General features: G+C 38.5%; 22 protein-coding genes and 6 tRNA genes. 25 read left to right on the plus strand and 3 right to left on the minus strand.

Annotated features, from left to right (window positions below; genetic code table 11):
- Positions 1–266: 266 nt before the first annotated feature.
- Positions 267–1136, minus strand: coding sequence for an MBL fold metallo-hydrolase (locus Q1K34_RS14815; protein WP_300440529.1), 870 nt, complete (start codon positions 1134–1136; stop codon positions 267–269).
- Positions 1137–1296: 160 nt separating this feature from the next.
- Between Q1K34_RS14815 and rpsU the strand changes: the two genes are divergently transcribed.
- The 19 genes from rpsU (at position 1297) to Q1K34_RS14910 (ending at position 17362) form a co-directional block, all read left to right on the plus strand.
- Positions 1297–1491 carry a 30S ribosomal protein S21 gene (rpsU, locus tag Q1K34_RS14820; RefSeq protein ID WP_026933820.1) on the plus strand — a complete coding sequence of 65 codons (195 nt, stop codon included), beginning with the start codon at positions 1297–1299 and terminating at the stop codon, positions 1489–1491.
- Positions 1492–1584: 93 nt separating this feature from the next.
- Positions 1585–2475: a tyrosine-type recombinase/integrase gene (locus Q1K34_RS14825; protein WP_300440532.1), complete on the plus strand. Its 891-nt coding sequence runs from the start codon at positions 1585–1587 to the stop codon at positions 2473–2475.
- A 34-nt stretch (positions 2476–2509) separates the two neighbouring features.
- Positions 2510–2812: a ribosome-associated translation inhibitor RaiA gene (gene raiA, locus Q1K34_RS14830; RefSeq protein ID WP_300440534.1), complete on the plus strand. Its 303-nt coding sequence runs from the start codon at positions 2510–2512 to the stop codon at positions 2810–2812.
- Positions 2813–2915: 103 nt separating this feature from the next.
- Positions 2916–2989: transfer RNA gene (locus Q1K34_RS14835), tRNA-Thr, on the plus strand.
- A 198-nt stretch (positions 2990–3187) separates the two neighbouring features.
- A tRNA-Tyr gene (locus tag Q1K34_RS14840) sits at positions 3188–3269 on the plus strand.
- Between the two features lie 137 nt (positions 3270–3406).
- Positions 3407–3479 (plus strand) — tRNA-Gly (locus Q1K34_RS14845).
- A 193-nt stretch (positions 3480–3672) separates the two neighbouring features.
- Positions 3673–3744: transfer RNA gene (locus tag Q1K34_RS14850), tRNA-Thr, on the plus strand.
- 58 nt (positions 3745–3802) lie between these two features.
- Positions 3803–4990 carry an elongation factor Tu gene (tuf, locus tag Q1K34_RS14855; RefSeq protein WP_300440537.1) on the plus strand — a complete coding sequence of 396 codons (1188 nt, stop codon included), beginning with the start codon at positions 3803–3805 and terminating at the stop codon, positions 4988–4990.
- A 58-nt stretch (positions 4991–5048) separates the two neighbouring features.
- Positions 5049–5121 (plus strand) — tRNA-Trp (locus tag Q1K34_RS14860).
- 79 nt (positions 5122–5200) lie between these two features.
- Entirely contained in the window at positions 5201–5398 is a 198-nt protein-coding gene (gene secE, locus Q1K34_RS14865; protein ID WP_026933824.1) for a preprotein translocase subunit SecE, read from the plus strand.
- 11 nt (positions 5399–5409) lie between these two features.
- Positions 5410–5961 carry a transcription termination/antitermination protein NusG gene (gene nusG, locus Q1K34_RS14870; RefSeq protein WP_089664049.1) on the plus strand — a complete coding sequence of 184 codons (552 nt, stop codon included), beginning with the start codon at positions 5410–5412 and terminating at the stop codon, positions 5959–5961.
- A 73-nt stretch (positions 5962–6034) separates the two neighbouring features.
- Positions 6035–6472 (plus strand): 50S ribosomal protein L11, encoded by a 438-nt coding sequence (gene rplK / locus Q1K34_RS14875; protein ID WP_011710241.1) that lies wholly within the window; start codon positions 6035–6037, stop codon positions 6470–6472.
- 19 nt (positions 6473–6491) lie between these two features.
- Complete coding sequence (gene rplA, locus Q1K34_RS14880; RefSeq protein ID WP_026933826.1) at positions 6492–7190, plus strand: 50S ribosomal protein L1; 699 nt, start codon at positions 6492–6494, stop codon at positions 7188–7190.
- A gap of 9 nt (positions 7191–7199) precedes the next feature.
- Positions 7200–7721 (plus strand): 50S ribosomal protein L10, encoded by a 522-nt coding sequence (rplJ, locus tag Q1K34_RS14885; RefSeq protein WP_300440552.1) that lies wholly within the window; start codon positions 7200–7202, stop codon positions 7719–7721.
- Between the two features lie 57 nt (positions 7722–7778).
- The gene (gene rplL, locus Q1K34_RS14890) at positions 7779–8153 is read left to right on the plus strand and encodes a 50S ribosomal protein L7/L12 (protein WP_300440555.1); all 375 of its coding nucleotides are present in this window, start codon (positions 7779–7781) and stop codon (positions 8151–8153) included.
- Positions 8154–8286: 133 nt separating this feature from the next.
- The gene (gene rpoB, locus Q1K34_RS14895; RefSeq protein WP_300440558.1) at positions 8287–12099 is read left to right on the plus strand and encodes a DNA-directed RNA polymerase subunit beta; all 3813 of its coding nucleotides are present in this window, start codon (positions 8287–8289) and stop codon (positions 12097–12099) included.
- A gap of 74 nt (positions 12100–12173) precedes the next feature.
- Positions 12174–16475: a DNA-directed RNA polymerase subunit beta' gene (gene rpoC / locus Q1K34_RS14900; RefSeq protein WP_300440560.1), complete on the plus strand. Its 4302-nt coding sequence runs from the start codon at positions 12174–12176 to the stop codon at positions 16473–16475.
- A 69-nt stretch (positions 16476–16544) separates the two neighbouring features.
- Positions 16545–17000 (plus strand): DinB family protein, encoded by a 456-nt coding sequence (locus Q1K34_RS14905; RefSeq protein ID WP_300440563.1) that lies wholly within the window; start codon positions 16545–16547, stop codon positions 16998–17000.
- A gap of 41 nt (positions 17001–17041) precedes the next feature.
- Positions 17042–17362, plus strand: a complete 321-nt coding sequence (locus Q1K34_RS14910; RefSeq protein ID WP_300440565.1) for a DUF3467 domain-containing protein — start codon at positions 17042–17044, stop codon at positions 17360–17362.
- A gap of 166 nt (positions 17363–17528) precedes the next feature.
- Here the strand turns inward: Q1K34_RS14910 and Q1K34_RS14915 are convergent, their stop codons facing one another.
- Positions 17529–18899, minus strand: a complete 1371-nt coding sequence (locus Q1K34_RS14915; RefSeq protein WP_300440567.1) for an amino acid carrier protein — start codon at positions 18897–18899, stop codon at positions 17529–17531.
- Between the two features lie 287 nt (positions 18900–19186).
- A complete protein-coding gene (locus Q1K34_RS14920; RefSeq protein ID WP_300440570.1) occupies positions 19187–20776 on the minus strand; it encodes a peptide chain release factor 3 in 1590 nt (529 codons plus the stop codon).
- A 163-nt stretch (positions 20777–20939) separates the two neighbouring features.
- On the opposite strand from Q1K34_RS14920, the gene Q1K34_RS14925 reads away from it, so the two are divergent.
- From Q1K34_RS14925 to Q1K34_RS14950, 6 genes are all read left to right on the plus strand, one after another.
- Positions 20940–22541, plus strand: a complete 1602-nt coding sequence (locus Q1K34_RS14925; RefSeq protein WP_300440573.1) for an OmpA family protein — start codon at positions 20940–20942, stop codon at positions 22539–22541.
- 68 nt (positions 22542–22609) lie between these two features.
- The gene (gene idi, locus Q1K34_RS14930) at positions 22610–23128 is read left to right on the plus strand and encodes an isopentenyl-diphosphate Delta-isomerase (protein WP_300440576.1); all 519 of its coding nucleotides are present in this window, start codon (positions 22610–22612) and stop codon (positions 23126–23128) included.
- The gene (locus Q1K34_RS14935) at positions 23125–23535 is read left to right on the plus strand and encodes a 6-carboxytetrahydropterin synthase (protein WP_300440579.1); all 411 of its coding nucleotides are present in this window, start codon (positions 23125–23127) and stop codon (positions 23533–23535) included. The genes idi and Q1K34_RS14935 overlap by 4 nt, the downstream gene beginning before the upstream one ends.
- Complete coding sequence (locus Q1K34_RS14940) at positions 23535–23987, plus strand: peroxiredoxin (protein ID WP_300440586.1); 453 nt, start codon at positions 23535–23537, stop codon at positions 23985–23987. Before Q1K34_RS14935 ends, Q1K34_RS14940 begins: the two co-directional genes overlap by 1 nt.
- A gap of 64 nt (positions 23988–24051) precedes the next feature.
- Positions 24052–24318 (plus strand): hypothetical protein, encoded by a 267-nt coding sequence (locus tag Q1K34_RS14945; RefSeq protein WP_300440582.1) that lies wholly within the window; start codon positions 24052–24054, stop codon positions 24316–24318.
- Positions 24319–24328: 10 nt separating this feature from the next.
- A tRNA-Thr gene (locus Q1K34_RS14950) sits at positions 24329–24402 on the plus strand.
- Positions 24403–24742 lie beyond the last annotated feature (340 nt).

Genomic DNA, 24742 nt, shown 5'->3' on the forward strand with positions numbered 1-24742 from the left:
GATCGATAAAAAAGAATATAAGCCAGCGGCTCAGTAGGAATTTTGGTGAAAATCGCTTTCCGATTCGCCAAAATGGTGATCGATAAAAAAGAATATAAGCCAGCGGCTCAGTAGGAATTTTGGTGAAAATCGTTTTCCGATTCGTTAAAATGGTGATCGATAAAAAAGAATATAAGCCAGCGGCTCATAAAAAGGAGTATAAACCGGCTGCCAAATAGAGCCTGATAAATAAATTTACTGAAAATAACCTCAGGTGTGGCCTGGGGTTATTTTTTTAAGCTATCATAAAAGGTCTTTCTTATTTTCTTCCCGTTAATGAAGAAATTACTTGCTTCCTCATCAGTAAAGAAAGTATTTGTGATAGATTCATTTTCTACGATTTCAGTTTCCGATTTGCCTTTTTTAATAGCGGCGATTACATTATTCCGTATAGTTTCAAGCATGTTTAAATAGGCCGCATAATCAGACCTGGTCGCTATATTTCCATGTCCCGGAATGATCTTCGTATTTTCATTAATTAATGAAAGACCGGTCTTTGCTGCGATAATATCACCATCTACACTTCCTCCACTTTTAAGGTCTATATATGGGAACATTCCATTAAAAAAAGTGTCGCCTGTATGAAGGACATTGCTCTGTGGAAAATATATCAAAGCATCGCCGTCTGTATGAGCATTATGAACGTGAGCAACCACAATATCATTTCCATTGATATGAAGGTTTATTTGGTCATTAAAGGTTAAGATGGGAAGACCTTTCATTTTAGTTGAATCTGCTATCAGTCTTTTTCTTACATTCTCGTGAGCTAAGATCAAAGTTCCATCTTCCTGAAAATTGGCATTTCCTCCGGTATGGTCTCCATGATGATGCGTGTTTACAAGATATTTCAGAGGCTGGTTGCTCAATGTTATTAATTTGGCCTTTATTTTTTCACTTAAAGCCGCAAACTGATCGTCTATCATAAAGATACCGTCCTCGCCCGTTAGGACACCTATATTTCCGCCTGCACCTTTAAGCATATAAACGTTTTGATTTACCGGGACGATCTCAATCTGTATATCTTCCATATCCTGAAATGCGAAAAGGGAATGATTCATCAAAAGCAGCGACATCAGAATTTTAATAGAATATCTCATTATCATTATAATTGAATTATAGTTTTCTAATTTACAGAATAGCTGGAACTTATTAATTATTAAACCTGTAAACGACGGAAATAAATAATAAAAATATTGGCAATTTATATAAATGCACTATCTTTGCAACCGATTCCAAAAGAGAGGAGGTTATGACACTATGTTAATTATACCAGTTAAAGACGGAGAAAATATAGATAGAGCTCTTAAGCGTTTTAAGCGAAAGTTCGATAAGACAGGAACTATGCGCCAGTTAAGAGATCGTCAGCATTTTACTAAGCCATCTGTTGAACGTAGAGCTCAGATTCAAAAAGCTGAATATATCCAGCATTTGAGAGACGCAGAAGATATCTAGTAAATAGATATTTGGTAATTGTAAAATCAGCGGCAATATAAAGAACTGTTGGTATTCTAAAGTTTGTTAACTTTGTGTGCCAACAGTTTTTTTATGCCCTTTTCTTCCTTTCTCGATTACCTGCAGTTAGAAAAGAAATATTCTATTCATACTATTACAGCATATGAAGCAGATCTTTTAGAATTTCGGAAATTCATAGAAAATACTTTTGGCGATAAGGAAATTGAGGATGTTAATTACCCTCAAATACGTCGATGGATCGTGGAGCTCTCTGAGGCTGGGATTTCCAATAGAACGATCAATCGAAAAATTTCCTCCTTAAAAGCCTATTATCGGTTTCTGTTAAAAACGGAGCAAATAGCCACTTCTCCGCTTTCAAAACACAAAGCACTAAAAACACCTAAAAAAATTCAAATTCCTTTTTCCGAAGAGGAGGTTGTAAAAGTTCTGGAACGAATAGATGATTCTACTTTTGAGGGAGTAAGGGACCGTTTTATCGTAGAACTGTTCTATTCGACCGGAATTAGACGCATCGAATTGATAAATATTAAGCTTTCAGATCTTGATCTGGAAAATGGAGTGCTAAAGGTTTTGGGTAAGAGAAATAAAGAAAGATATATTCCTTTAATAGCTTCTGTAAATAAAACTGCCGAGAAATACTTAAGGTTCAGAAGTGATACCAGAGATTTGCCAGATTCAGATTATCTTTTTTTAACATCCCGGGGAGATAAAATCTATGAAAGTTTTGTTTATAGGCTTATAAATAATTATTTTAGTGAAGTGTCTGGTAAACTAAAAAAAAGTCCGCATATCCTGCGGCATTCGTTTGCCACTCATTTATTGAACCAGGGTGCCAATTTAAATGCGGTTAAAGAATTGTTGGGTCACTCCAGTCTGGCAGCGACTCAGGTCTACACTCACAACAGCATTGCCGAATTGAGCAAAATACATAAAAATGCTCACCCCCGGAACAATAAGAGTTAACTAAATCTCTTTGTTTAATTAAATTCTAGAGGATATGAAAATGAATCTGCAGTCTGTGAACTTCAATGCCGATCAAAAACTAATTGACTTCACTCAAAAAAAACTGGATAAGCTCGACACCTATTTTGACAAGATTATTCATGCCGATGTTTATTTTAAAGTTCAAAATAAAAGTGGAAAAGATAATAAGGTTACCGAAATATTACTGAGCGTACCTGGCGGAGATATAATGGTTAAAAAAACCTGCAATAAATTTGAAGCCTGCGTGGATGAATGTGTTAGCTCTCTTCAAAGACAGCTAATTAAAAAGAAGGAAAAAATGAGTGCGCATGTTTAGCTAATTTTTTTTAGAATTATTTTTTGATAAAGGAATAATTTATATACATTTGCAGTCCGTTAGAAATAGCGGACTTTTTTATGCTGAAAAAGTAGCATAAAAGGCCGATGTAGCTCAGCTGGCTAGAGCAGCTGATTTGTAATCAGCAGGTCGTGGGTTCGAGTCCCTCCATCGGCTCTTGAAATTTTGAAATTACCGAAGTTTGAAAGAATTTACAGTTTTAAATTATTCATTTTTAAAACCTTAAAAGAAATTCTTTTTAAATTTTAAAAAATGCTTTGGATGGTGCTTTAAATTTGCTTTAATTTGCAGCCGTTAAAAAACCATCGGAGCTTAGCTGTTTCAGCTACGGTTCTATGAAATAGTGGTAAAATTGGGGAGATACTCAAGCGGCCAACGAGGGCAGACTGTAAATCTGCTGACTACGTCTTCGCAGGTTCGAATCCTGCTCTCCCCACAAAAATTTTAAATAAAACTGTTGTCAAAAGCTCGCTTTTATAAAACAGTAAGTTTAAAATTTGTGTTCGGGGCCACCCGAACAGGATCATCGAGCAAAGCGAGATAATCCTCAAGGTGAAAATCTGAAATGGTAATGCGGGAGTAGCTCAGTTGGTAGAGCGTCAGCCTTCCAAGCTGAATGTCGCCGGTTCGAACCCGGTCTCCCGCTCTAAGTTAAATTGAATCAGGATATCCCCGGTTGTTAAACAGAGTGGAGCTTAAGGTTTAGATCTTAAATTTTTTCTTTGTTTTTAAAAATTATCCATAATGGGTTATATCGGCATCATTACCTCAATCCTGATCTTATCCATAAACCATTAACAGGTTTATGGTTATTGCTGTTTGAAACAGTCAATTGTCTGGCCGACGTAGCTCAGGGGTAGAGCGTTTCCTTGGTAAGGAAGAGGTCATGGGTTCAATTCCCATCGTTGGCTCTAGTTTTGTATAAAATTGAACACTAATATATAACTAAGATTAAAATAAGTATTAATTATGGCAAAGGAAACTTACGATCGTTCCAAACCGCACCTTAATATTGGTACAATTGGACACGTAGATCACGGAAAAACTACTTTAACTGCAGCGATTACTAAAGTAATGGCTGATGCTGGATATTCAGAAGCTAGTGCGTTTGATCAAATTGACAACGCTCCAGAAGAAAAAGAAAGAGGTATTACTATTAACTCTTCTCACGTTGAATACTCAACAGAGAAGCGTCACTATGCGCACGTTGATTGTCCTGGTCACGCCGATTACGTAAAGAACATGGTAACTGGTGCTGCTCAGATGGACGGTGCTATTCTTGTTGTTGCTGCGACTGATGGTCCTATGCCTCAAACTCGTGAGCACATCCTTCTTGGACGTCAGGTTGGTATTCCAAGAATTGTTGTATTCTTGAATAAAGTTGACCTTGTTGATGATGAGGAACTTCTTGAACTAGTTGAAATGGAAGTAAGAGATCTTCTTTCTTTCTACGAGTATGATGGTGATAATGGTCCTGTAATTTCAGGTTCTGCGCTTGGAGCTCTTGAAGGTGATGAGAAATGGTCTAAGACTGTTCTTGATCTTATGGAAGCGGTTGATACCTGGATCGAGCTGCCTCAGCGTGATGTTGATAAGCCTTTCTTAATGCCTATCGAAGATGTATTTTCTATTACTGGTCGTGGTACTGTTGCAACTGGACGTATCGAAACTGGTGTTGCTAATACTGGAGATCCTGTAGAGATCATTGGTATGGGAGCTGGAAAACTTACTTCAACAATTACTGGGGTTGAGATGTTCCGTAAGATACTTGATAGAGGTGAAGCTGGAGATAACGTTGGTATTCTTCTAAGAGGTATTGAAAAAACTCAGATATCTAGAGGTATGGTAATTACTAAGCCTGGATCTGTAACTCCTCACGCTAAATTTAAAGCTGAGGTTTATATCCTTAAAAAAGAAGAAGGTGGACGTCACACGCCATTCCATAATAACTACCGTCCTCAGTTCTACGTACGTACAACTGATGTTACAGGAACAATTAACCTTCCTGAAGGTGTAGAAATGGTAATGCCTGGTGATAACCTTACTATTACAGTAGAGCTAATTCAGCCTATCGCAATGAACCAGGGGCTTCGTTTCGCTATCCGTGAAGGTGGTAGAACAGTAGGTGCTGGTCAGGTAACTGAAATTCTAGACTAAGAATTATTTTAATATAAAAAGGTATCTCGTTGAACGCGGGATACCTTCACTTATATTTACGGGTTTAGCTCAGTTGGTAGAGCACTGGTCTCCAAAACCAGGTGTCGGGAGTTCGAGCCTCTCAACCCGTGCTGATTAAACGAGGCGAGAAGCCTGTCCTGAGCGAAGTCGAAGGGAGCCTCTCAACCCGTGCAAATATCTTTTTACAAAATGGCAGGAATTGTTAATTACATATCAGAATCATATAACGAGTTAAGAAACCACGTTACCTGGACAAGTTGGACTGAAGCGCAAAGGCTTACAGTGCTTGTGGCTGTGTTCTCGATTATTTTTTCATTGGCAATTTGGGGTGTTGATACGCTTTTTAGTGGAGCGATAGAGCAATACTTCGAATGGGTTAAATCATAATTAAGATAGCTATGGCAGAAGCAAAGGATAAAAAGTGGTATGTGGTTCGTGCCGTTAGCGGACAAGAAAATAAAGTAAAAGATTATATTGAGAAAGAGATCGAATATTTAGGTCTTCAGGATGCGATAGATCAGGTTCTTGTTCCTACAGAAAAAGTGATTCAGATACGTAATGGAAAGAAAGTAAATAAAGAACGAGTTTATTTTCCAGGTTATGTAATGATTCAGGCGAATATAGGAGGTGAAATACCTCATATTATTAAAGGAATCAATGGAGTAATTGGATTTTTAGGTGAAACAAAAGGAGGAGATCCTGTGCCGCTTAGAAAATCTGAGGTAAATAGGATGCTTGGGAAGGTAGATGAACTTTCTGTTAAAGCTGATAATGTAGCAATTCCGTTTACAATTGGTGAGACTATTAAAGTTATTGACGGACCGTTCAATGGATTTAATGGTACAGTAGAGAAGATTAATGAAGAAAAGCGTAAGCTTGAAGTAATGGTGAAGATTTTCGGAAGAAAAACACCATTGGAATTAAGCTATATGCAGGTAGAAAAAGTATAAAAATAACTGTTACATATTTTTTGATTGTTTTTTAAGCTTCCACTCAACAAACGATCATTTAAAAATTTGAAAAATGGCAAAAGAAGTAAGTAAAGTTGTAAAACTACAAGTTCGCGGAGGTGCTGCTAACCCATCACCACCAGTTGGACCTGCTTTAGGTGCTGCCGGAGTAAACATCATGGAATTCTGTAAGCAATTCAATGGTAGAACTCAGGATAAGCAAGGAAAGGTACTTCCAGTTGCAATTACTGTTTATAAGGATAAGTCGTTTGATTTTGTGATCAAGACTCCACCTGCGGCAGTACAATTGATGGAAGCGGCTAAGACTAAAAAAGGTTCTGGTGAACCGAACAGAAAAAAAGTAGCTAGTGTTTCTTGGGATCAGGTTAAGGCGATTGCAGAAGACAAGATGCAGGATCTTAATGCATTTACTGTAGAGTCTGCAATGAAAATGGTTGCCGGAACAGCTCGTTCGATGGGAATAACTGTAAAAGGTGATGCACCGTTTTAATCCAAAAAGAAATTAGAAAATGGCAAAATTAACTAAAAAGCAAAAAGAAGCTCAGTCTAAGATTGAGAACGGCAAAACCTATACGGTTGCCGAAGCTTCAGCTTTGATAAAAGAAGTTTCCAACGAGAACTTTGACGCGTCAGTAGATCTTGCAGTTCGTTTGAATGTAGATCCACGTAAAGCTAACCAGATGGTTAGAGGTGTGGTGACACTTCCTCACGGAACTGGTAAAGACGTTAAAGTTTTAGCTCTTGTAACTCCAGATAAGGAAGAAGAAGCTAAAGAAGCTGGTGCCGATTACGTTGGATTAGATGAATATCTTGATAAGATCAAAGGCGGTTGGACAGATGTTGATGTGATCATCACTATGCCAAGCGTAATGGGAAAACTTGGACCATTAGGACGTGTTCTTGGACCAAGAGGTTTGATGCCAAACCCTAAAACCGGTACAGTAACTATGGATATCGCTAAAGCGGTTTCAGATGTGAAAGCTGGTAAGATCGATTTTAAGGTTGACAAAACTGGTATCGTGCACGCAGCAGTTGGAAAAGCATCTTTCGATGCTGAGAAAATTGCAGGTAACGCGAAAGAATTATTAACTACGCTGGTAAAATTGAAGCCTCAGGCAGCTAAGGGTGTTTATATTAAGAGTATTTATATGACCACTACTATGAGCCCGAGTGTAGCAATAGATACTAAAAGGTTTACTGAGCAATAATTTAAGATTATGACAAGAGAAGAAAAATCACAAGTTATAGAAGATTTAACTGCCCAGTTAGCCGGATTTCAAACTATCTATTTGGCTGACATTTCTGGCCTTGATGCTGGAAGCACTTCTAACTTACGTAGAGCTTGTTTTAAAGCTGATGTAAAGTTATCGGTAGTTAAGAATACATTGCTTGCAAAAGCTATGGAAGCAGCTGAAAAAGATTTCGGCGACCTTCCAACAGTTTTAAAAGGCAATACCTCAATCATGCTTTCTGAAACTGGAAACGCTCCGGCGAAAGTAATTAAGGAATTTAGAAAGAAATCTGAGAAGCCTTTACTTAAAGGAGCTTTTGTAGAAGAAGCTATTTATGTAGGTGATGACTATCTTGATACACTTGTTAATATCAAGTCTAAAGAAGAAGTTATCGGGGATATCATTGGATTGCTTCAATCTCCTGCTAAGAATGTTGTTTCCGCACTTAAATCAGGTGGAGGAAAGATTGCAGGAATCCTTAAGACCCTTTCAGAAAAAGAGGGATAATATAGTACGCACTTTTTAACAATTATAAATTAAAGAACTTTTTAAAAACGATAGAAAATGGCAGATTTAAAAGATTTCGCAGAACAATTAGTTAATCTTACTGTAAAAGAAGTAAACGAATTAGCTGATATTTTAAAAGAAGAATATGGTATCGAGCCTGCTGCTGCTGCAGTAGCTGTTGCTGGTGGTGCTGCCGCTGGTGGTGAAGAAGCTGAAGAGCAAACAGAATTTGATGTTGTTCTTACTGCTCCAGGAGGATCTAAATTAGCTGTAGTTAAACTTGTAAAAGAACTTACAGGATTAGGTCTTAAAGATGCTAAAGAATTAGTAGACAATGCTCCAAAACCAGTAAAAGAAGGAGTAGCTAAAGACGAAGCAGAAGCTCTTAAAAAGCAATTAGAAGAAGCAGGAGCCGAGGTTGAGCTTAAATAAGCTTAACACAAGCAATATTATTTAGGTTTAGACCTCAGGAATTACTCCTGGAGGTCTAAACCATTTTGCGTATATAGAACTCAACGTTTAAAAAGCGCAGTATTTTTTATATAAATTATAATCCCGTCCATTGATGTTAGCAAAGCAAACTGAAAGATTGAGTTTCTCTTCTGTTAAGAATAAGCCTGCTTATCCGGACTTTCTGGATCTGCAGATTAAGTCTTTTCAGGACTTCTTTCAATTAGAGACAAAATCAGAAGAGCGGGGAAATGAAGGTCTTTACAACACCTTCCTAGAAAACTTCCCCATTACGGACACCCGTAATCAATTTGTACTAGAATTTTTAGATTATTTTGTGGACCCGCCGAGATATTCCATTCAGGAATGTATTGAGCGTGGATTGACCTACAGTGTACCACTTAAGGCAAGACTTAAGTTATACTGTACCGACCCTGAACACGAAGATTTTGAAACCATCGTACAGGACGTATACCTGGGAACCATCCCTTATATGACACCTAGCGGAACTTTCTGCATCAACGGTGCCGAGCGTGTAGTAGTTTCTCAGCTACACCGTTCACCTGGGGTTTTCTTTGGACAGTCTTTCCATGCAAATGGAACAAAACTTTATTCTGCCCGTGTAATTCCTTTCAAAGGTTCATGGATTGAATTTGCTACCGATATTAACAGCGTAATGTACGCTTATATCGATCGTAAGAAAAAATTACCTGTAACCACGCTTTTCCGTGCTATTGGATTTGAGCGTGATAAGGATATCCTGGAAATATTTGACCTTGCGGAAGAAGTAAAGGTATCTAAGACAGGACTTAAAAAATACCTTGGTCGTAAACTTGCGGCAAGGGTACTTAATACATGGTATGAAGATTTCGTAGATGAAGATACCGGAGAAGTTGTTTCTATTGAGCGTAACGAAATCGTTCTGGACCGTGATACAGAACTAGAAAAAGATCACATAGAAGAAATCCTTGAAACTGGATCTAAAACTATCCTTCTTCATAAAGAGGATAACCAGACTGGTGACTATGCGATCATTCACAATACATTACAAAAAGATCCTACCAACTCTGAAAAAGAAGCGGTAGAACATATCTATCGTCAGCTTCGTAATGCTGAACCGCCAGATGAGGAAACTGCTCGTGGAATCATCGATAAGCTTTTCTTTTCAGATCAGCGATACAGCCTTGGAGAAGTTGGTAGATATAGAATGAATAAAAAGCTTGGTCTTGATGTTGAAATGGATAAGCAGGTGCTTACCAAATTAGATATTATTACCATTGTTAAATATCTTATCGAGCTTATCAACTCTAAAGCTGAGATTGATGATATTGATCACTTATCTAACCGTCGTGTTAGAACTGTAGGTGAGCAGTTATCTCAGCAGTTTGGTGTTGGTCTTGCCCGTATGGCAAGAACCATCCGTGAGAGAATGAACGTTCGTGATAACGAAGTGTTTACTCCTATAGATTTGATCAACGCGAAGACATTGTCTTCTGTGATCAATTCGTTCTTCGGAACAAACCAGTTATCTCAGTTCATGGACCAGACCAATCCTCTTGCAGAGATCACGCATAAGCGTAGACTTTCGGCATTAGGACCAGGTGGTCTGTCAAGAGAAAGAGCAGGTTTCGAGGTACGTGATGTTCACTATACTCACTACGGAAGACTTTGCCCGATTGAAACTCCTGAAGGTCCGAACATTGGTCTTATTTCTTCACTTTCTGTTTATGCTAAAGTAAATGGAATGGGATTCATCGAAACCCCGTATAGAAGTGTAACCGATGGTAAGATCAATTCTTCTGAAGAGCCTATTTATCTCAGTGCTGAAGAGGAAGAAGGTAAAAAGATTGCTCAGGCGAACATTCCATTAAAAGATGATGGCACTATAGATACAGATCGTGTAATTGCGCGTATGGAAGGTGACTTCCCGGTAGTGGATCCCAAAGAGGTTCATTATACCGACGTTGCTCCAAACCAGATCTCATCTATTTCGGCTTCATTAATTCCATTTCTGGAACATGATGATGCCAACCGTGCACTGATGGGATCAAACATGATGCGTCAGGCAGTACCACTTTTGAGAACAGATTCTCCTATCGTTGGAACTGGGCTTGAAAGACAGGTAGCTACAGATTCTAGAGTATTGATTAATGCTGAAGGAGAGGGAGAAGTAGAATATGTAGACGCTAATAAGATTGTAATTAAGTACGATCGTACCGATGAGGAAAGAATGGTAAGTTTTGATGATGATTCAAAATCTTACAACCTTATCAAATTCCGTAAGACGAACCAGGGAACCTGTATCAACCTGAAGCCAATCGTAAGTGTTGGGGACAGAGTTACTAAAGGACAGGTGCTTTGTCAGGGTTATGCTACCGAAGCTGGTGAACTTGCCTTAGGTAGAAACATGAAAGTTGCCTTTATGCCCTGGAATGGTTACAACTTTGAGGATGCGATCGTGATTTCAGAAAAAGTGGTTAGAGATGATATTTTCACCTCTATCCATATAGATGAGTATTCTCTTGAAGTTAGAGATACAAAGCTAGGAAACGAAGAATTGACGAATGATATTCCTAACGTTTCAGAAGAGGCTACTAAAGACCTTGATGAGCATGGAATGATTAGAGTTGGTGCTGAAGTTAAGCCTGGTGATATCCTTATCGGGAAGATCACTCCTAAGGGAGAAAGCGATCCAACTCCGGAAGAAAAACTTTTACGTGCGATCTTTGGTGACAAAGCAGGTGATGTAAAAGATGCTTCTTTAAAAGCTTCTCCATCATTAAGTGGTGTTGTTATCAATAAGAAGTTGTTCGCAAGAGCAATTAAAGATAAACGTAAGAGAGCTCAGGATAAAGAAGATGTTGCAGCATTAGAGAAAAAGTACGATGCTAAATTCGCTAATCTTAAGGCTGAACTGGTTGAGAAATTATTCGCTATCATAGGTGGAAAAACTGCTCAGGGAGTACAGAATGATCTTGGTGAAGAAGTAATGCCTAAAGGTAAAAAGTACACCCTTAAGATGCTGAACGCTGTAGATGATTATACTCACTTGACCAGTGGTACCTGGACTACAGACGATCATCTTAATGCCCTTGTAGCAGATCTTATACATAATTATAAAATCAAGGAAAACGATCTTCAGGGTAACTTAAGAAGAGAGAAATTTACCATTTCTGTAGGAGATGAACTTCCATCAGGAATTCTTAAACTGGCTAAAGTTTACATCGCTAAGAAGCGTAAGCTTAAAGTTGGTGATAAGATGGCAGGACGTCACGGTAACAAAGGTATTGTTGCAAGAATCGTTCGTCAGGAAGATATGCCATTCCTTGAAGACGGAACCCCGGTAGATATCGTGTTGAATCCACTTGGGGTACCATCACGTATGAACATCGGTCAGATCTACGAAACTGTGCTTGGTTGGGCTGGACAGAAAAACGGAACCAAATATGCGACTCCGATTTTTGACGGTGCAACAATCGATGAGATCAATGATCTTACAGATAAAGCAGGTATTCCAAGATACGGTCATACTTATCTTTATGATGGTGGAACAGGAATGAGATTTGACCAACGTGCAACTGTTGGTGTTATCTACATGCTGAAATTAGGTCACATGATCGACGATAAGATGCACGCCAGATCTATTGGACCATACTCACTTATTACTCAGCAGCCGCTTGGTGGTAAGGCACAATTTGGTGGTCAAAGATTTGGAGAGATGGAGGTTTGGGCTCTTGAAGCTTACGGAGCATCCAGTACCCTAAGGGAAATTCTAACGGTGAAGTCTGATGACGTTATCGGTAGAGCTAAAACTTACGAGGCTATTGTTAAAGGTGAGCCAATGCCAGAACCAGGATTGCCGGAATCTTTCAACGTACTTATGCACGAATTGAAAGGTCTTGGATTGGATATAAAACTTGAAGAATAAAAAATAGTTTGAAGTATTCAGTAAGCAGTTCCCAGTGACTGTTTACTGAACACTCAATACTGAATACTATAAGTATGGCTAGAAATAATGATAAAAATACAGTACAGAGGTTCAACCAGATCTCTATAGGTTTAGCTTCTCCAGAGTCTATCCTCGCGGAATCTCGTGGTGAAGTTCTTAAACCTGAAACGATCAATTACCGTACGCACAAACCAGAGCGTGACGGATTGTTCTGTGAGCGTATTTTTGGTCCTGTAAAGGATTATGAGTGTGCCTGCGGAAAATATAAAAGAATTCGTTACAAAGGGATCGTTTGTGATCGTTGTGGTGTAGAAGTTACAGAGAAGAAGGTGCGTAGAGATCGTGTTGGTCACATCAACCTTGTTGTACCTGTAGCTCATATCTGGTATTTCCGTTCTTTGCCTAACAAAATTGGTTATTTGCTAGGTCTTCCTTCGAAAAAACTTGACATGATCATCTACTACGAAAGATATGTAGTGATCCAGCCGGGTAACGCGAAGAATGAAGAAGGGGAACCATTAAAGAAAATGGATTTCTTGACTGAAGAAGAGTATCTGAATATTTTAGATGAACTTCCGCAGGAAAATCAATATTTAGACGACAGCGACCCAAACAAGTTTATCGCTAAGATGGGAGCTGAATGTCTTATCGAAATTCTTAAGAGAATAGATCTTGATGAGCTTTCTTATGAATTGAGACATAAAGCAAATAACGAAACTTCCAAGCAACGTAAAACGGAGGCTCTTAAGAGACTTCAGGTTGTGGAAGCACTTCGTGATGCAAACAAAAATCGTGAGAACAATCCTGAGTGGATGATCATGAAGGTAGTACCGGTTATTCCACCGGAACTTAGACCTTTGGTGCCTCTTGATGGTGGTCGTTTCGCGACTTCAGACTTGAACGATCTTTACCGTCGTGTAATTATTCGTAACAACCGTCTTAAGAGATTAATGGAGATCAAAGCTCCTGAAGTAATTTTACGTAATGAAAAACGTATGCTTCAGGAATCTGTAGATTCATTATTCGATAATACAAGAAAATCATCAGCAGTAAAAACTGACTCAAACCGTCCTCTTAAATCACTTTCAGATTCATTGAAAGGTAAACAGGGACGTTTCCGTCAGAACTTACTTGGTAAGCGTGTAGATTATTCAGCACGTTCGGTAATCGTTGTAGGACCAGAATTGAAAATGTTCGAATGTGGTCTTCCGAAGAATATGGCAGCCGAGCTTTACAAGCCTTTTATCATCAGAAAACTGATAGAAAGAGGTATTGTAAAAACTGTGAAGTCTGCTAAAAAGATTATCGATAAGAAAGAACCTGTAGTTTGGGATATATTGGAGAATGTGCTTAAAGGACATCCGGTATTATTGAACCGTGCTCCTACGCTTCACCGTCTGGGTATCCAGGCATTCCAGCCTAAACTTATTGAAGGTAAGGCAATTCAGCTTCACCCACTTGCGTGTACTGCATTCAACGCCGATTTCGATGGTGACCAGATGGCGGTTCACTTACCACTTGGGCCAGAAGCTATTCTGGAAGCACAGTTATTAATGCTTGCTTCTCATAATATTTTGAACCCTGCAAACGGTTCTCCAATTACTGTACCTTCTCAGGATATGGTTCTTGGTCTTTATTATATGACCAAGCACAAAAAATCTACAGATGAAGAAAAAGTAGAAGGTGAAGGACTTACTTTCTATTCTGCAGAAGAGCTCGTAATAGCTTATAACCAGAAGAGAGTAGATCTTAACGCAGGAATTAAGATTAGAACTAAAGATTACAACGAGGCAGGTGAATTGGTTTATATGATTAAGGATACTACGGTTGGTAGAGTTTTATTTAATGAAGCTGTTCCTGAAAAAGCCGGGTATATCAATGAAGTATTGACTAAAAAATCACTTCGTGAGATCATTGGTAAGATCCTTAAAATTACCAGTGTACCAGAAACTTCTGAATTCCTTGACCAGATTAAGGAACTTGGGTATGGATTCGCATTCCGTGGTGGTCTTTCCTTCAGTTTAGGTGATATTATCATTCCTGAAGAGAAGCAATCCATGATCGATGAAGCTAACGAGCAGGTTGAAGGTATCATTGGTAACTATAACATGGGTCTTATTACCAATAACGAACGTTATAACCAGGTAATTGACATCTGGACTTCAACTAACGCAGGTCTTACTGAATTAGCTATGAAGCGAATTCGAGAAGACAAGCAAGGATTCAACTCTGTGTATATGATGCTTGATTCTGGAGCGCGTGGTTCGAAAGAGCAGATTCGTCAGCTTACGGGTATGCGTGGTTTGATGGCCAAGCCTAAGAAATCTAACTCTGGTGGAGGTGAAATTATCGAAAACCCGATTCTTTCTAACTTTAAGGAGGGTCTTTCGATCCTCGAATACTTTATCTCTACTCACGGTGCTCGTAAAGGTCTTGCCGATACCGCACTTAAAACTGCCGATGCTGGTTACTTAACCCGTCGTCTGGTAGATGTTTCCCAGGATGTGATTGTAAATGAAGATGACTGTGGAACATTGAGAGGTGTAGAAGTTAAGCCACTTAAAAAGAACGAAGAAATAGTAGAATCATTAGGGGAAAGAATCCTTGGACGTATCTCTCTACATGACGTAGTAAATCCTTCAACAGACGAACTTATTGTTAGGTCGAACGAGGAAATAACTGAAGAGATCGTTGCTAAGATCGAAGCTGCGCCAATAGAAGGTGTTGAAGTACGTTCACCACTTACCTGTGAGGCAAAGAAAGGGATATGTATCAAGTGTTACGGTAGAAATCTTGCAACTAACAAGATCGTTCAAACAGGTGAAGCTGTTGGTGTTGTAGCTGCACAGTCTATTGGTGAGCCTGGTACACAGCTTACACTGCGTACATTCCACGTGGGTGGTATCGCAGGTAACATTTCTGAAGATAATAAACTTGAAGCTAGGTTTGACGGTATCGCTGAGATCGAAGATCTTAAAGTTGTTAAAGGCGAAGCCCCTGATGGTGGAACTGCAGACATCGTGATCTCCCGTACTGCTGAACTTAAGATAAAAGATAAGAAAACAGGTGTTGTATTAAGTAACAACAACATTCCTTACGGTGCTCAGATAAATATTAATGATGGGGCAACTGTGAAGAAAGGTGAAGTAATTTGTACCTGGGATCCATATAACGGTGTGATTATCTCTGAATTTGCCGGTAAGATCAAGTACGAAAATGTAGAACAGGGTGTTACTTATCAGGTTGAGATCGATGAGCAGACAGGCTTCCAGGAAAAAGTAATTTCTGAATCCCGTAACAAGAAATTGATCCCAACACTTCATATCTTAGGTAAGAAAGACGAAGTAATTCGTTCTTATAACCTTCCGGTAGGTGCTCACCTTATGGTAGATAATGCTGAAAAGATCGGTGTTGGTAAGATTCTGGTTAAGATTCCACGTAAATCTTCTAAAGCAGGGGATATTACAGGTGGTCTTCCAAGGGTAACCGAGCTTTTCGAAGCACGTAACCCATCTAACCCGGCTGTAGTGTCTGAAATTGATGGTGTTGTTTCCTTCGGAAAAATCAAAAGAGGTAACCGTGAGATCATCGTAGAATCTAAGCTTGGAGAGGTTAAGAAATACTTGGTTAAGTTATCTAACCAGATCCTAGTTCAGGAAAATGACTACGTGAGAGCTGGAATGCCACTTTCTGATGGTTCTATCACTCCTGAAGATATTCTAAATATTAAAGGGCCAAACGCTGTACAACAGTATCTTGTGAACGAAGTTCAGGAGGTTTACCGTTTACAGGGTGTGAAGATTAACGATAAGCACTTTGAAGTTGTGGTAAGACAGATGATGCGTAAAGTAAGAATCGTTGATCCGGGTGATACAATCTTCCTTGAAAATCAACTTGTTCATAAAGATGATTTTATCGATGAGAACAATAAGTTATTCGGAATGAAGGTTATCGAAGATGCCGGAGATTCTGAAAAACTTAAACCTGGACAAATCATTACTCCTAGAGATCTTAGAGATGAGAACTCGATTCTTAGAAGAGAGGATAAGAATCTTGCCACGGCAAGAGACGTGATCACTGCAACGGCTAATCCGGTACTTCAGGGTATTACCAGAGCTTCACTTCAGACCAAGTCATTTATCTCGGCTGCTTCCTTCCAGGAAACTACGAAGGTATTGAACGAGGCTGCGGTAAGCGGTAAGATCGATCAGCTTGAAGGATTAAAGGAAAACGTAATTGTAGGACATAGAATTCCTGCAGGTACAGGTATGAGAAAGTACGATAGCATTATTGTTGGTTCTAAAGAAGAATTTGACCAGATGCTTGAGAAAAAACAGGAAGTGAACTATAACTAAATCCTGATAATATTTGGAAAAAAGGCCCGCAATTGCGGGCCTTTTTTTATTTATGTCGATATTTGGAATATGAAGGACTATTTTAAGGAATTACTGAATTATTCACATTACTACAATCTGGAAATCATTAAAAAATTTAATGATGGAGATCTGCATTTTATGGTGCCGGAAAGGGCAATTGAGCTTTTATCCCATACACTGAATGCTCACAAAGCCTGGAATGTTAGAATAGAAGGGAAGGAAGAGAAAGTGGAGATTTGGAAAAATTTGGAAGCAGATCAATTAGAGGCTGCTGAAAATGAAAATTTTCAGGATACCTTATCCATATTGGAAAATGAGGATTTAGATCGAATTGTAAAATATAGAAATACAAAAGGTGAGAGCTATGAAAATTCTGTTAGAGATATCATTTTTCATGTAATAAATCATTCTACCTATCACCGGGGACAGATCGCCACGGAATTCAGGAAAAAGGGAATAGATCCTATAGTTTCTGACTTTATATATTATAAGCTTAACAAATAAATTTTCAGTAATTAAATAGTAAATCGAATAAAACATAGATTATGGAAGACAACAAAAAAAATAAAAACCAAAAAGGAAAGATAAATATAGAACTGGATGAAGCGGTTGCTGAAGGAACCTATTCTAACCTGGCTATCATCAATCACTCAGTTTCAGAATTTGTTGTGGATTTTGTAAATATCATGCCAGGAAGGCCAAAAAGTAAAGTTAAATCCAGAATTATTTTAACTCCACAACATGCCAAAAGATTATTAAAAGCTTTAGGTGATAACATTCATAAATTCGAGCAGGCTCATGGCGAGATTCGTGATTATGATAAGGCTCCATTGCCGTTGAATTTTGGTCCTACAGGGCAGGCTTAGTCCAGTATACAGTTGGCAGTTACAGTTATTACAGATTTATTAAAAAAAGAGATTTCTCAGTCACTTCTCTCCTTCGAAATGACACATACTTACGATTGTCATTTCGAGCGAAGCGAGAAATCTCTTTTTAAACTGAATAATTTTTTTCAAATTCACTTTTCACTTATCAGGGAGTATACTTCTTAAAATAAATCTTTGCAGCTTTCATTACCCTTGGTGCAAGAATAAGCGTTGATATCATGGTTGGGATCGCCATAAGGGCAAAAAAACCATCAATCAAATTCAGAATAAAGCTTAACGAAGTGGTTGCTCCTACAATGATACTCAGTATGTAGACATAGTTATAATACTTCTTGTTTTCAGCTCCTATTAAAAAAGAAAGACATTTAGTTCCATAGTAAGAATACGAAAAAAGCGAGGAAATACTGAAGGCGAGGATACATAGTAGCAATAGATAGTTTCCTACATATGGAATGGCCTGATCAAAAGCCGCAGCGGTAAGACTCACTCCGTTCACATCTGTAGATTGCCAAACGCCGGTAACCAGGATTGCCATGGCGGTTAAGGTACAAACTATTAAAGTATCTATTGCAGGGCCGAGCATCGCTATGAGACCTTCTCTAATAGGTTCAGAGGTTTTGCTGGCACCGTGCGCCATGGTCGCGGTACCGATACCGGCTTCATTGGAGAAAGCACCACGACGAATTCCTAAGAGAATGAGTCCGCCAAGAACTCCTCCTAAAAGAGGATCTCCTTTATAATTATTAGCAGCAAATGCGTCCGTAAATATCATTCCGAAATAATGAAAAACCACCTCATAATTCACAAATAAGATCATCAAAACCGAAACAAAATATAAAACTACCATAGCAGGAACCAGTTTGGATACTGTTTTACTAATCCTGTCCAGACCTCCAATAATAACCACCGTGGTGATTAGGGTAAGGACAATACCGATAATTAGGCTGCTGGTGAACCCCGTTTCAATATTATTTGGTTCTAATAAAATATAATTGATCGCCTGGGTAAGCTGATTTACATTAAAAACCGGCAATGCCCCAACCAGGCCGGCAATGGCGAAAAAAGCCGCTAAAGGCTTCCACTTTTTGCCAAGTCCCTCAACAATAAAATACATCACTCCGCCCTGTATCTTACCTTCAGAATCTTTTCCGCGGTACATCACGGCCAGGCTATTGGTAAAGAATTTAGTGGCCATTCCTACGATAGCGCTAATCCATAACCAAAAAATTGCTCCCGGCCCCCCAACAGCGATTGCAACCGCAACGCCTGCAATATTTCCCATGCCTACAGTAGAAGAAAGAGCTGTAGCTAAAGCCTGAAAATGGTTAATATCTCCCGGATCGTCAGGATTGTTATATTTTCCACGAAGTACCTCAATAGAATGTCCGAGATATCTGAATGGTAAAAAACGAGAATAAATCAATAGAAAAACTCCGCCTCCAATTAAAAGAATGACTAACGGAATCCCCCATACCACGGAGGCAAAATCTGCAATGAATTGATCAATTTGGGACATAGAAAATCTTTGACTCGAAAATAGGGAAATTTTACCAGCCTTTTCGATAGCGTTTAAAGCAAAGTTTTTTAATCATGCTGAACGGAGTCTAAGTATGATTTCGATAATAATTAGAAGGTAAGTTACATTTAGACTACGCTCAAGGTGACTGCCAAACTAATTTTAGTTCAAACCATCTTCATGCATTTGTGGCAGAAGATAAAAATAGAGTCACCCTGAACTTGTTTCAGGGTCTTTTTGAGATACTGAAACAAGTTCAGGGTGACGTTAATAATTGCTGAAATTTTTTAAAATTCAGAAGTAAAATGGAATTTAATTGATGGGTATTTCTGTTGTGTCATCTGCAATGAGAACTGAGAATCTGCTAGAAAAACAAGCTGTCCCGATTTATCCTTAGCCAGATATTTAGATTTTACACGCTTAAAATCCTTGAATTCTTCACTTTTTTCATCCTCAGCTTCTATCCAGGTGGCCTTATGTACATTCAGGTTTTCATAAGTACATTTAGCTCCATACTCATGTTCCAATCGGTATTGAATAACCTCAAACTGCAGTGCACCAACGGTTCCAATTATTTTTCTACCGTTCATCTCCAGGGTGAATAACTGGGCCACGCCTTCGTCCATTAATTGATCGATCCCTTTTTCCAGTTGTTTGGATTTCATGGGGTCGGCATTGTTAATATACCTAAAATGTTCTGGTGAAAAGCTGGGAATACCTTTATACATTAGGTTTTCCCCTTCAGTAAGAGTGTCTCCAATTTTAAAATTTCCGGTATCGTGCAGGCCAACAATATCTCCTGGATAAGAAACATCTACAATCTCTTTCTTTTCAGCAAAAAAGGCATTGGGAGAAGAGAATTTCATGTTTTTATTATTTCTAACATGAAGGTAATTTTTATTTCTTTCAAATTTTCCTGAAACGATTTTTATAAAAGCCAGTCTATCCCTATGTTTGGGATCCATATTCGCATGGATCTTAAAAACAAAGCCGGTGAAATCCTTTTCTTCGGGTTTTACCAGTCTTGTATCACTTTCTTTTGGTCTTGGTGGCGGGGCGATTTTAATGAAACAATCTAATAATTCCCTTACTCCAAAATTGTTTAAAGCTGAACCAAAGAATACCGGTTGCAATCTTCCTTCCAGGTAGGCCTCTCTTTCAAATTCAGGATAAACACCCTGAGCAAGTTCTAACTCTTCACGAAGCGTATCTGCAGCTTTATCACCGATCAATTGATCTAGTTCTTCAGATTTTAGATCACTGATTTCTACTGTTTCCTCGATATCTTTTCTCGGGTCACCTGTGAAAAGGTTTACATTTTTCTCCCAGATGTTATAGATTCCTTTAAAATCGTATCCCATCCCTATGGGAAAACTTAAAGGAGTCACGGTAAGATTTAATTTTTGTTCAATTTCATCCAGTAATTCAAAAGCATCTTTCCCTTCCCGGTCTAATTTATTAATGAAAACAATCATTGGGATGTTGCGCATCCTGCAAACTTCTACCAGTTTTTCAGTTTGTTCTTCCACACCCTTAGCGACATCAATAACAACTATTACGCTATCTACAGCGGTAAGTGTTCTAAAAGTATCTTCAGCAAAATCCTTGTGACCAGGCGTGTCCAGGATATTGATCTTTATGTCACGATATTCAAAAGCAAGGACAGAAGTCGCCACAGAAATTCCTCTCTGGCGTTCAATTTCCATAAAGTCACTGGTAGCGCCTTTTTTAATCTTGTTTGACTTTACCGCACCAGCTTCCTGGATTGCACCTCCAAAAAGTAAAAGCTTTTCCGTTAGGGTGGTTTTACCCGCATCTGGGTGGGAAATAATACCAAATGTCCTTCTTTTATTTATCTCTTTCTGATAATGCTTCATTCCTGCAGTTATTGAAGCCGCAAAAATACTATTATTTTCATGAAATTCCTTTTTTATAAACTATGCTTTTTAACCGGAAAGAATCTCTTTTAAGCCATTTAATAGTAACTTTAGAGGTTGAATAATAATTCTATGAATATTTGAGCCTATTCTGTTAGAAATTATGGTTTTTAGCTCGCAAAAACGGTTGTTATTTATTCTTGCTGTCAATTTGTTTTTCAGCAATCTTTTCTATTCTCAAAATTCTTCGGAAGTAATAGCAAAGGGTTCGTACGCAATCAATCTTGGTGTCACTCCTCAAACAAAGGCCAATGCATTAAAACCTTATGGCCTGCTATATGAAATTTTATCTACTTACCCGGTGGAAATTAAATGGGTGATCAATCCTGAAAAAAATAAAGATGGAATAGATTTTAGCCTGGAAAATCAGGATTTTAGGTCTGGCTCCTTTGTGATACCTGTTTCCTATATCACCGAAGACTTACAAAATACAATTCAGAACTGGGAAAAAAGAGGTGTGCTGGGAGCTTATTTGGAAGAAGATGTTTCTTTACCTGTTTTCTCAAATTTGTCTTTGGCTCCAAAATGGACCTTAGATAAACAAAATGGAAGCATTGCCCTGGCTTTTTTTAAAGCTGCCGGAATTCCAGCGACTGCTCATGGCGGATACAGTTCTAAACGATGGAAGATGCCAGACGAATTGGGGATTTGTGACGATATTTTTGTAATGCCGCACGCAGAGCCAAAATTTGAAACGCATAAAAACCTTTATTTCTGGAATAAAATTTATAAAGGAGCTATTTGGGCTGGATGCCATGCCGGCAGTCAACTGGAGAATATTTATGGTACAGTCAAATCCGGGGCTAAAGAGGAAATAATTCAGTTAAATTTCCTTTCAGAAGGAAGTGCCGGTGCAAGAACAACCGGTTTAATTCCTTATTATGAGCACCGTTTTGCCACGCCACCTTATGCACATCAATTCCCTGCAGATCCGGTGTCGCAATATCTAGGTGAGAGTGATAAAGCTTATATAAATGGTTCTGAACGAATACTCTATCCCAAGAAAGCGAATGTATGGCGCAAAGGGACCAAAAAGATTATAATAGATCCCTCTGCGCCAGATGTCCCATCTTTATCTAATGGCCCCGGTTGTATTATGGTCTATGGAAATGCATTTGATGATCCCCGCAATGGCCTGGTGTTGTATCAGGTATCACATGATTTTTCGGGGGATGAGCCTTATAATATTGCGGCTATCCGCGCTTTTTTTAACTGGAGTTTTTATGCTGCGGAAGTTAAGCGGAAAGAGAATATAATTCAATTTCAAAATTTAAAAGGGGATAAGATTTTTGCGGCCAGAGTAGGGGATGACCTGGCAAAAACATTAAATTTAAATCCTATCCTCTTTGATCTGGATAAAGCTGAAATAAAACCTGAAGCTGAAGAACAACTCGATGAAATTGCAGCTTATATGATAGAATATCCTGAACTTCTTATAGACATTAGATCTCATACCGATAGTAGGGCTGAAGATGCTTATAATTTGGTGCTTTCCCAGAACCGGGTAAAGGTGACAAAGGGTTATTTAATTGATGCAGGGGTAGATGAAGCGAGAATTTCAGGACGGGGATATGGGGAAACAGAACTTGTGAATAATTGTAGAAATGGAATTTCCTGTGCTGAAGCTGCTCATGAAAAGAACAGGAGATCTGAATTTATTCTTTCTATTAATTGTGCTATCTATTCCGGAAATCTAAAACTTTAGGAATTGCTTAATCAGCTTCCTTATGATAAAAATGCCCGTTTTTGTACATTTGGGCTTCAATAAAAAAAATGGCAGAGGAAAAAGTAATTTTAGTCAACGATAAAGACGAACAAATCGGGCTCATGGAAAAGATTGAAGCTCATGAAAAAGCTTTGCTTCACAGGGCATTTTCTGTGTTCGTTTTTAATGATAAAAATGAGTTGATGATCCAGCAACGGGCACTTTCAAAGTATCATTCTCCAGGTTTATGGACGAATACCTGTTGCAGTCACCAACGCGAAGGAGAATCGAATATCGATGCAGGGAAGCGTCGGCTTCAGGAAGAAATGGGTTTTTCAACCCAACTTAAAGATACGATCTCTTTTATTTACAAAGCTCCTTTCGATAATGGTCTTACTGAACATGAATTTGATCATATCCTGGTAGGTAATTTTGAAGGTAAGCCAAATCTCAATCCTGATGAAGTGGCGGCCTGGAAATGGGTCACTTTAGAAGACCTGCAGGTGGATATGGAGAAAAATCCACATATTTATACTGAATGGTTTAAGATCATTTTTGATAAATATTATTCACACATCCAGCAATGAGAATCACCGTACACAGAAAAGCTCATTTTAACGCGGCGCACCGTCTTTTTCGCAAAGAATGGGATGACGACCGCAATTTTGAAGTTTTTGGAAAATGCAGTAATCCGCATTACCACGGTCATAATTACGAACTCATTGTTTCAGTCACCGGTGAACCAGATCCTAAGACAGGATTTGTAATGGATCTTAAGATATTAAAGGAACTTATATATGCTGAAGTGGAAGAAGCATTGGACCATAAGAACCTGAACGTGGAAGTGCCGGAGTTTAAAGACCTTATTCCAACAGCTGAAAATATAGCGGTGGTAATCTGGAATAAACTTCGAAATAAAATCCAGGATGGTCATGATCTTGAAGTAACATTATATGAAACCCCGAGGAATTTCGTAAGCTATAAAGGAGAATGATGCACGTTGGGGATAAAGTTCCAAAGCTGGAATTAAAAGATCAAAATGCTGAAATTTTCAGGTTTGAAGATTTAATAGGAAAGAAGGCCTTTGTGGTTTATTTCTATCCAAAGAATTTTACTCCCGGCTGTACGAAGGAGGCTTGTAGTTTTAGGGATCATTATGAAGAATTTCAGGAATTGGGCGCGGAAGTTATTGGAATTAGTAGCGATTCTGCTAAATCTCATTTTAAATTTGCCGATACATTTAAGCTGCCGTATATATTTCTTTCAGATAGGAATAAGCGTGCCCGGGAGGCATTTGGAGTAAAACCTAGTCTCCTCGGACTTTTACCAGGTAGGGAAACTTTTGTATTTGATAAACAGGGGAAGCTACTTCATAAATTCAACAGTATGAATGCTAAAAGACATATGCCCGAAGCTATAGCGATATTGAAAAAGTGTCAAAATTAAATTTTATCGAAATCTATTTTCGTTTCGAAAAATAGTTTAAATTCGCAGCCGAAATTTATTGATAATGGCAAGTAAAAGGTTACTTAAAAAAGATGTGAATTATGTAATGGGAGACATCATTGATGCTGCCTATATTCACCAAATGGCCAATCCAAAAGAAAACCCGGAGAAATCTGAGGCAATTGTGGATGAGGCTATTAAAGAATATGATGAATTGATCACTAAGATCAATCGTCGAGATGTAGAGAATAAACAAAAGCATTTTAAGGAAGTTCAGGCAGATCTGGAAACCAAAGCAAAAGCTTTGATAGAAAAACTGAACGCACTTTAATAAATAAGTTGCCGATGTAGCTCAGCTGGCTAGAGCAGCTGATTTGTAATCAGCAGGTCGTGGGTTCGAGTCCCTCCATCGGCTCTTCTTAAAAGCCTCTCCCCAACGAGAGGCTTTTTTATTTGATATGCCCACCAGTCAATCTTTTTGTATTAATTTCCAGTTTTGATCTTTAAATTCTCCGACGGCTCTGCCTCGGGTTTCCGCTTCACCTTTACTTTTGGAGAGGTCGGAACTGCTTTTTTTTTACAGTTCCGGGTGAGGGAAATAAAAAATTTCGATTTTAGGTCGGGGAGGCCCAAATTATACCGATAATTATAGGTACGGCGAATTACTCCTACGGCTTGCCCCCTTTAAATTTATGTTATAAATATAACCGGAGATAGTCGGCTTCAAGAATTTTTTTTATTTGATTGTTATTGTT

It is taken from the genome of Christiangramia sp. (genome assembly GCF_029937855.1).
In the GTDB taxonomy this organism is placed as follows: domain Bacteria; phylum Bacteroidota; class Bacteroidia; order Flavobacteriales; family Flavobacteriaceae; genus Christiangramia.